Below are 342 nucleotides of genomic sequence, written 5' to 3' on the forward strand. Positions count from 1 at the left end.
TTTTATAGTTGCAAACTCACCTGTTTTTAAATACGTTTCAGTAGCATCAATACGTACTTCGTTATCAACGTCTGGCGAATCATATTCTGTACGACCCACAAAATAATTACCCTCTTTACGATCAATAACCACTTTAAACACCTGCCCTATTTTAGCTTGATTTAATTCCCAAGAAATCTGAGATTGAATTTCCATAATTTCATTAGCACGTTGCATCTTTACATCTGCTGGCACATCATCTTCTAAATTAAAGGCATGTGTGTTTTCTTCGTGCGAATACGTAAAGCAACCTAAACGCTCAAAACGCATCTCTCTAACCCATTCTCTGAGTGTTTCGTAATC

1 pseudogene is annotated in these 342 nt (G+C 36.5%); it reads right to left on the reverse strand.

What is annotated here, in order from left to right:
• Window positions 1-342: pseudogene (locus B2U95_RS04765) on the reverse strand (30S ribosomal protein S12 methylthiotransferase RimO); the annotation flags it as partial.

Source organism: Winogradskyella sp. UBA3174, assembly GCF_002364335.1.
Lineage (GTDB): Bacteria > Bacteroidota > Bacteroidia > Flavobacteriales > Flavobacteriaceae > Winogradskyella.